The sequence below is a fragment of the Latilactobacillus graminis DSM 20719 genome (assembly GCF_001436415.1).
Classification (GTDB): domain Bacteria; phylum Bacillota; class Bacilli; order Lactobacillales; family Lactobacillaceae; genus Latilactobacillus; species Latilactobacillus graminis.
The window spans coordinates 1-564 of the sequence record NZ_AYZB01000057.1; the positions used below are offsets into that span (position 1 = coordinate 1).

1 protein-coding gene is annotated in these 564 nt (G+C 39.2%); it reads left to right on the top strand.

The window, feature by feature from the left end:
* The coding region (locus tag FC90_RS09515; protein ID WP_235804324.1) for a hypothetical protein at positions 1–227 on the top strand (227 nt) is incomplete at its 5' end.
* Between the last annotated feature and the right edge of the window lie 337 nt (positions 228–564).

A 564-nucleotide genomic window follows, 5' to 3' on the forward strand; every position in this document is an offset into this window, starting at 1 on the left:
TTTTGAAAAAAGTAAAGGTAAGGTTAAGACAAGTTAATATGCAACACGAATTATTTGATTTCGTGCTGCGACAGAAGTGGAAAAACAAAAAAGAAGAGCGCCGATCAACAGCCCTGCAAGGCCGATTGAAAGGTGAAGCTAACCAAGTCCACAAACGACCTAGTAGCCTTGCTCTCCTTGAGTTGACGCTTCCGCGCAACTCGTTATTAAGTATACTCGAACGGTGAGCTTTTTGCCATACTCTAAGGATAATTTTACCAATTTAGGTTGATTATGCTTAGACTAGTAGGGATTTTCTATTAGGTTGGTATATCGCGATTTGAACATTGTTCGGTATCTTAGTAATGAGCGAGTGGAGTTGAAATTCAAAGAGGCTTGCAACTACGGTTGCAAGCCTCTTTTTTTGTTTATCTACAGGCACAAAGTCTTTAGCCATAATTAACGCCTGTAGATAACCCCTAACAAAAGTTAGCCGTTTTCCACTTCTGTGACAGTACGAAACGCTGACGTTTAGTACATTAATAAGTATACCAAAAATGGTGTACGTTTCACAAATATATGGAG